The 6,800-nt window shown below is 68.4% G+C and carries 8 protein-coding genes and 1 pseudogene; 5 read left to right on the forward strand and 4 right to left on the reverse strand.

Features of this window, described 5'->3' with window-relative positions:
* Positions 1-42: 42 nt before the first annotated feature.
* Positions 43-237 carry a 50S ribosomal protein L28 gene (rpmB, locus tag BST44_RS25080; RefSeq protein ID WP_046185726.1) on the forward strand — a complete coding sequence of 65 codons (195 nt, stop codon included), beginning with the start codon at positions 43-45 and terminating at the stop codon, positions 235-237.
* A gap of 97 nt (positions 238-334) precedes the next feature.
* Here rpmB and BST44_RS25085 read toward each other — a convergent pair whose 3' ends face one another.
* Entirely contained in the window at positions 335-1,156 is an 822-nt protein-coding gene (locus BST44_RS25085; protein WP_083179688.1) for a mycofactocin-coupled SDR family oxidoreductase, read from the reverse strand.
* Between the two features lie 2 nt (positions 1,157-1,158).
* Positions 1,159-2,049 carry an SDR family NAD(P)-dependent oxidoreductase gene (locus BST44_RS25090; protein ID WP_083179697.1) on the reverse strand — a complete coding sequence of 297 codons (891 nt, stop codon included), beginning with the start codon at positions 2,047-2,049 and terminating at the stop codon, positions 1,159-1,161.
* Positions 2,050-2,144: 95 nt separating this feature from the next.
* Between BST44_RS25090 and BST44_RS25095 the strand changes: the two genes are divergently transcribed.
* Genes BST44_RS25095 through BST44_RS25110 form a run of 4 tightly spaced genes read left to right on the forward strand, consistent with a single transcriptional unit; the run spans position 2,145 to position 5,864 of the window.
* Complete coding sequence (locus BST44_RS25095; protein WP_083179689.1) at positions 2,145-2,588, forward strand: nuclear transport factor 2 family protein; 444 nt, start codon at positions 2,145-2,147, stop codon at positions 2,586-2,588.
* Between the two features lie 52 nt (positions 2,589-2,640).
* On the forward strand, positions 2,641-3,795 hold the full coding sequence (locus BST44_RS25100; RefSeq protein ID WP_083179690.1) for a sulfotransferase family protein: 1,155 nt from the start codon (positions 2,641-2,643) through the stop codon (positions 3,793-3,795).
* Positions 3,788-5,032, forward strand: a complete 1,245-nt coding sequence (locus tag BST44_RS25105) for a DUF1214 domain-containing protein (RefSeq protein ID WP_083179691.1) — start codon at positions 3,788-3,790, stop codon at positions 5,030-5,032. Before BST44_RS25100 ends, BST44_RS25105 begins: the two co-directional genes overlap by 8 nt.
* A gap of 1 nt (position 5,033) precedes the next feature.
* The gene (locus tag BST44_RS25110; RefSeq protein ID WP_083179692.1) at positions 5,034-5,864 is read left to right on the forward strand and encodes an oxidoreductase; all 831 of its coding nucleotides are present in this window, start codon (positions 5,034-5,036) and stop codon (positions 5,862-5,864) included.
* 2 nt (positions 5,865-5,866) lie between these two features.
* Here BST44_RS25110 and BST44_RS25115 read toward each other — a convergent pair whose 3' ends face one another.
* A complete protein-coding gene (locus tag BST44_RS25115) occupies positions 5,867-6,517 on the reverse strand; it encodes a nitroreductase (protein WP_083179693.1) in 651 nt (216 codons plus the stop codon).
* Between the two features lie 75 nt (positions 6,518-6,592).
* A pseudogene (locus BST44_RS25120) lies at positions 6,593-6,800 on the reverse strand (hypothetical protein); the annotation flags it as partial.

A 6,800-nucleotide genomic window follows, 5' to 3' on the forward strand; every position in this document is an offset into this window, starting at 1 on the left:
AGACCGCCGAGCCGGACCCCCGAGATTTGAGGAGCTTGAACCATGGCCGCTGTGTGCGACATCTGCGGGAAAGGCCCCGGCTTCGGCAAGTCGGTGTCGCACTCCCACCGCCGCACCAGCCGCCGGTGGGACCCCAACGTCCAGACCGTGCACGTCGTCACCCGCCCGGGCGGCAACAAGCAGCGCCTGAACGTCTGCACGTCCTGCATCAAGGCCGGCAAGGTCGTCCGGGGCTAGGGGCGCTGCCGCGACGCGGCAGCAACATCCCAGCCGGGCGCAGCGGGTCGCCACCATCGGATCACTCCGCAGCTACATCACGGTGCTACATCACGGGCTACATCACGATGTGCCCGGCGTCGACGGGGATCGACACGCCCGTCACGTAGCGGGCACGCGGACCGACCAGCCACAGCACCGCCTCGGTCACGTCCTGCGCCTCGACCAGCGGCACGTCGGGCAGCAGCATCTGCGAGACGGCCGGGTTCGGGTTCTCCAGCATCCGGTTGACGACGAAGTCGTTGAGGATCATCGGCGTCATGACGCCGCTCGGATGCACCGAGTTGACCCGAATCTTGTGGGGCGCATAGGCATTGGCCGCTGACCGCATCAGCCCCACCACGCCGTGCTTGGACGCGGCGTAGGCGAACATCGCCGCGCTGCCGTCGCCGCCCCGGCCGGTCAGCCCCTGCGACGAGCTCACCAGCACGATCGACCCCCCCTGGCCCTTGCGGATGATCGACGGCACCGTCGCCAACAACGTGTGCCACACGCCTTTGAGGTTGGTGTCGACGATCGTGTTGAACACCGGTTCGGAATGGGCTTCCGGGTCACCGATCGCGACCACCCCGGCGTTGGCGACGACGATGTCCACCTCCCCGAGCTCGTCGATTCCGCGTTGCACCGCGCCCTCCAACTGCGGCAGGTCGCGGACGTCGGCGACGACGGGCGCCACCTTGCGGCCCGCGGCTTCGACCAGCCGCGCCGTCTCGTCGAGATCCGACTTGGTCCCCAGCGGGTAGGGAATCGCGTCGATATCGGTGCAGATGTCCACCGCGATGATGTCGGCGCCCTGTTCGGCGAAGGCCACCGCGTGACTGCGGCCCTGGCCGCGCGCCGCACCGGTGATGACGGCGACCTTGTTGTCGAGTTCACCCATGGCTACACCTCCAGCTTCGTGCGGGTCTCTTGTTCGGCGAAGGCCACCAGGCGGGCGGCCGCGTCGTAGTCGCATGCGACCGGCGACCGGCCGATCAGCACCGGCCCGCCGCGCAGGCCGAACCTACCGGTGACCCCGACGTAGCTGCCCGGCGGCAGCGGTTCGCTGATGCAGTACAGCGTGGGCGCCGCGCCCTCGTCGATGTCGTTGGCCAGCCGATCGGCCACCAACTTGACCGCCTTGTGGGCCGCCGACATCAGCGGCGAGTCGCCGAGCTGCGACAGGTTCGACGCCACCCAGCCCGGGTGGGTGAGCTGGGTGACCACCGGCGACCCGGCCGCGCGCAGCCTGCGGTCCAGTTCCAGGCCCCACAGCATGACCGCGAGTTTGGACTGTGCGTACGCCCCCAGGCGGGTCCACTTGTGCCGGCGCAGGTGCAGGTCGTCCAGGCGCAGCGTCGCGGATCGGTGCGCGTCGGAGCCGACGTTGATGATCTGCGAGCGCACCCTGGGCAGGAGCAGATTGGTCAGGGCGAAGGGGCCGAGCAGGTTGGTGCCCAGCGTCATCTCGAATCCGTCGACCGTGTCGGTACGCCGATCGGTCAGGGCGCCGGCGTTGTTGATCAGGACGTCGACGTCCTCGTCGATCGAATCCACAAAGGCGCGCACCGACGACAGGTCGGCGAGATCGAGCCTGGCCACCGCGGTGGAGCCGCCCATCGCAGCGGCGCGTTGCTCGCCCAGCTCGATGTTGCGCACCGCCAGGATCACGTGCGCGCCGGCTTTGGCCAGGGCGCGGGCTGTGCCCAGCCCCACGCCGTTGGTCGCTCCTGTAACCACGATTCGCTTGCCGGTCAGGTTGCCGAGCCGGTCGGGGGTCCAAGGTAAGGTCACGGCGATCAAGAGTAATGGTCGGTTCTATGTAAATTCGGCCGGTTCTGCCACCATTGTTCGCGGAAGCGGAGAAGACGGGTTCGACAGGTGGTCCCATGAATGACAGCGCGCGCGAAATCACGAACCTGATCTACACCTACGCCGAGCTTCTCGACCGCGGCGACCTGGACGGGGTGGCCCGGCTCTTCGAGCACGGCCGTATCTGTGGCGTCGAGGACGGTCCACCGGAGACGGTGTTCGCCGGGGCCGCGCGGGTGCGCGAGATGTACGAGATGGCCACGCGCATCTACCCCGATGGCACCCCGAAGACCAAGCACAACACGACCAACGTGCAGCTGCACATCGACGAGGCCGCAGGCACCGCGCGCAGCACCTCCTACTACTGCGTCACCCAGGCCACCCCAGAACTGCCGCTGCAGGTGATCGTGACCGGGCACTACAAGGACACCTTTGCGCGGGTGGACGGCGCCTGGCGGTTCGACACCCGCACCATGTTCGTCGACCAGGTCGGCGACGTCAGCAAGCACCTGAAGTTCTGAGCGCGTGCCAGCCTCGAGCCCGTCAGGCGGCGCCTTCGACCCGGCCGCCGTCATGGCCGAGGCCCGCAACAAGGAGACGCTCACCGACTGGGGCCCAGGCGAATTCGAGCGCCCGCTGCGGGTGCTACTGGCCGACTACTCGCGCGCCGAGCTCAACGCGATCGGGGTACACATCCTGCGCTCGGGAATCGTGCACAGCCTGCGCATGCGGCTCCGCACGCAGGAATGGATCCGCCGGCACCCGGAGATCCTCGACGAACGGGTCGCCGCGCCCATCGTCGTCGTCGGAATGATGCGCAGCGGCACCACGCTGCTGCAGCGGCTGCTCGCCGCCGACTCGAGGTTCGTGTGCGCATACGGCTGGGAGGTCGTGGAGGTCGCGCCCCGGCTCGACCATCGCTTCAGCGGTGCAGACCCCCGGATCGCCATCAGCCAAGCGCGCGAAGCGAAATCCCGCGAGCTGGCACCGGAGCTGTTTTCCATTCATCCGATGTATGCCACGGAGGCCGAGGAGGAGATCGTCTTCCTGGCCGACGCGTTCATGTCTCACGTCCCCGAATCCGGCGCCCACGTTCCGCATTACCGGTCCTGGCTCGACGACCAGGACTTCTCCCCCGCCTACGACCACCTGCACCGCATGCTGCAATTCCTGCAGTGGCAGAAGCGCCGCCGCGGCATCGTGGGGCAACGCTGGGTGCTCAAATCGCCCGCACACCTGGGATATTTGAATCCGTTGCGGGCACGATTCCCCGATCTGCACATCGTGCACATGCATCGCGATCCGCGCGCCACGATCGCGTCCGGAGCCAGCCTGAACGCCACCTTGCACGCGATGCACGCCGACGCCGTGGACGTCCATCGGGTGGGCGCGGAATGGTTGCAGCGGATGGGCTGGACCAACGACCGGGCGATGGCTGTGCGCGACGGGTGGCCGGACGACGGGGACCGGGTCACCGACATCGGGTTCGACGCCGCGGTGGCCGATCCGGTCGGCCAGGTGGCCCGCGTGTATGACGCTGTCGGGCTTCCCTTTACGGCCGGGGCGGAGGACGCGATGCGGCGCTGGCTCGACGTGCGCCCGCGCGAGGCGGCCCGCCCGGCCTACGGCTTGCCGGCCTACGGGCTGCGCCCAGAGCAGGTTGACGAACGATTCGCCTTGTACAACAAGCGTTTTGGACAGTATATCGGAGGAGCAACGCATGCCTGACGATCCCGTCGCGACGGTATCCCAGCACGAACAGGAACTGGCCGCCCTCGAACTGACCGAGCATCCGACCGTCAGGGCCGCCTATCGGACGGTTGCCGAGACCTGGCTGGGCCGGGCCAAGGCGTCGGAGGCGATGCGGGAGCGGTTCGACGACGCGTTCGCGGAGGTGATGTTCTCGGCGGCGGTGTGGTCGTCCAATCAGGACAAGCTGCGGCCGAAGGTCAGCTGCATCACCCGGCTCGCGCACCCCGTCGACGGCCGCCGAATCCCCGGATCGCGTTGGGGCATCGACAATCCCGACAGCGTCTACCGGGTGATCCCGATCTCGGGAGACGAACGCTACGAGATCCACGGCCGGGTGGGCGAGCACCGCATGACCGAGAACTACTTCACGCTGTGGGACGCCCGCATGGGCACCGTCGACGTCCTCAACGGCCGCACCATGCGGGTCGACTCCGACGGCAGCTTCACCATCACCGTCGACCCCGACCCGGCCGGCGGCCGGCCCAACCACGTGCGGACCACTGCCGAAGCGCACGAGTTCTACATCCGCGACGTGCTGCTCGACTGGGGCCGCGACGACCCCAATCACCTTGATGTGCAACGGCTCGGGGGCCCGCCGGCGACACCGGCACGCACGCTCGACGAGCAGGCCGACGCCACCGCGGCGATGATGGACTACTTCGCCAACTTCACCGGCAAGCTCAGCCACGGCGTGTACAAGATGCCGCCCAACCACTTCGACCTGGCCTGGTCGGCCGACAAGGTCGGCGCGATGCGCAACCAGGTCTACGTGATGGGCCGCTTCGACCTGGCGCCCGACGAGGCGTTCGTGGTGGACCTGCGCGACGGTGGCGCCGAGTACTTCACCGTGCCGCTGAGCAACGTCTGGGGCACCACGCTGAACATCCTCGACCGCACCGGCAGCCTCAACAAGGCGCAGTCGGTCGCCAACCAGGATGGCAGCTACACCTACGTGATCGCGCCGACCGATCCCGGCGTGGCCAACTGGATCGACTCCGACGGCCTGCGCGAGGGCATCCTGACGCTACGCATGGCCGAATTCGGCGAGGCGGGCCCCCGCGAGGACCTCGGCGCACGCGGACGGGTCGTCAGGCTGGACCGGCTCAGCACCGAGGTGGGCCACCTGCCGTCGGTGAGCACGCAGGAGCGGGCCGCCCAGCTCGCCGATCGTCGAAGCGCGTATCTGCGGCGCCTGCCTGAAGGGGCGGCCTGAGATGGCGCGCTGGCTGATCACCGGATGCTCCACCGGCTTCGGCCGCGAAATCGCGCGTGCGGCACTGGAAGCGGGTCACAGCACGGTGGTGACCGCGCGGCGGGCAGACGCGGTGCGTGATTTCGCCGTGGAGTTCGGTGACCGGGCGCTGGCCGTCGCACTCGACGTGACGGACGCCGATCAGATCGCCGCGGCGGTGTCGGCCGCCGATGAGGCGTTCGGCGGCGTCGACGTCCTGGTCAACAACGCCGGCCACGGTTACCTGTCGGCGGTGGAGGAAGGCGAGGACGCCGAGGTCCGGAAGCTGTTCGAGGTCAACTACTTCGGCGCGGTCAACATGATCAAGGCGGTGCTGCCGGGCATGCGTGCCCGCGGCTCCGGGCACATCGTCAACATGTCGTCGATGACCGGCCTGGTCGCCAACCCGCCCAACGCGTACTACTCGTCGACGAAGTTCGCGCTGGAGGCGATCACCGAGGCGCTGGCCACCGAGGTGCGCCCGCTGGGGATCAAGGTGACCGCGATCGAGCCCGGCGCCTTCCGCACCGACTGGGCGACGCGATCGATGAAGGAGTCGGGCACCCCGATCGCCGATTACGTCGACGTGGCGGCGCGCAAGGATCTGATCAAACAGTTCGCCGACCATCTCCCCGGTGATCCGAAGAAGGTCGCCGAGGCGGTGCTGATGGTGACCACCCTCGACGAGCCGCCGTTGCGGCTGCTGCTCGGCCGCGACGTGCTCAAGGCGATGCGTGACAAGATCGCCGCGTTGTCAGCGTCGATCGAGGAGTGGAAAGCCGTCACCAAGGACGTCAACTTCGGGGGTTCGTAGGGTCACTCGTCGAGGAACACGACGTGCCGGTCCACCGCGTCGCGCCCGATGCGCAGGTTGTTGGCGGGAAATTCGGGGTCGGCGTACCCGATGGCCAAGCCGCACAAGATGTTCAGCTCGGGCGGGATGTTCAGCTGATCCCGAACGACGTCGGGATAGCCGGCGATCGCCACCTGCACGCAGGTGCCCAACCCGCGCGCGGTCAAGGCCAGCAGCAACGTCTGCAGGAACATGCCGACGCCCACGCTGTCGGCGTAACCGAGCTCGCGATGCATACAGACGATGCCGCCCAGCGGGGCGCGGAAGAACTCCCAATTGCGCAGCACGGCGGTGCGCCGCGCCGCGCTGTCGTGGCGGGCGATGCCCATCGAGCCGTACACCTGTGCGCCGGTGTCGCTGCGGAAATGGGCGAACGCGGCGGGTAATTCCGGGACCTTCGGCGGTTCGGCGCGCGCCCTGTCCAGCATCGCGGCCACCAACCGGTCCCGCGCCGGGCCGGAGACGAACACCATGTGCCACGGCTGCACGTTCGAGTTCGACGGCGCCCGGATGGCCAGCTCCAGCGATTCCTCCACCAGACGGCGCGGTACCGGGTCGGGCAGGAACAGCCGGCTGGAGTGCCGCTGCCGGATGGTGTCCTCCAAGTCGTACATAGCCCCATGTTCTCAGGTGCCGAACCGCGGCCACGTCGCGCTGCCGGGCTGTCACGCCAGTGTGACGGCCGGACGTCAAACGGGGTCGTCGTCGGTGTCGCGGAGGAATCTGTCGGGGTGGTGATAGCTGTTGGTGCGGGGTTGGCCGCGGTCGAGATGGGGTGGGGGGATCCATTCGGTTTGTCCGCGGGCGTTGGTGCGGGTGATCCAGCCTTGTTCGGCGAGCCGGTTGTCGGGTCCGCAGGCCAGGGTGAGGTCGTCGATGTCGGTGCGGCGGGTGGCT

This window comes from Mycobacterium scrofulaceum (assembly GCF_002086735.1).
Lineage (GTDB): Bacteria > Actinomycetota > Actinomycetes > Mycobacteriales > Mycobacteriaceae > Mycobacterium > Mycobacterium scrofulaceum.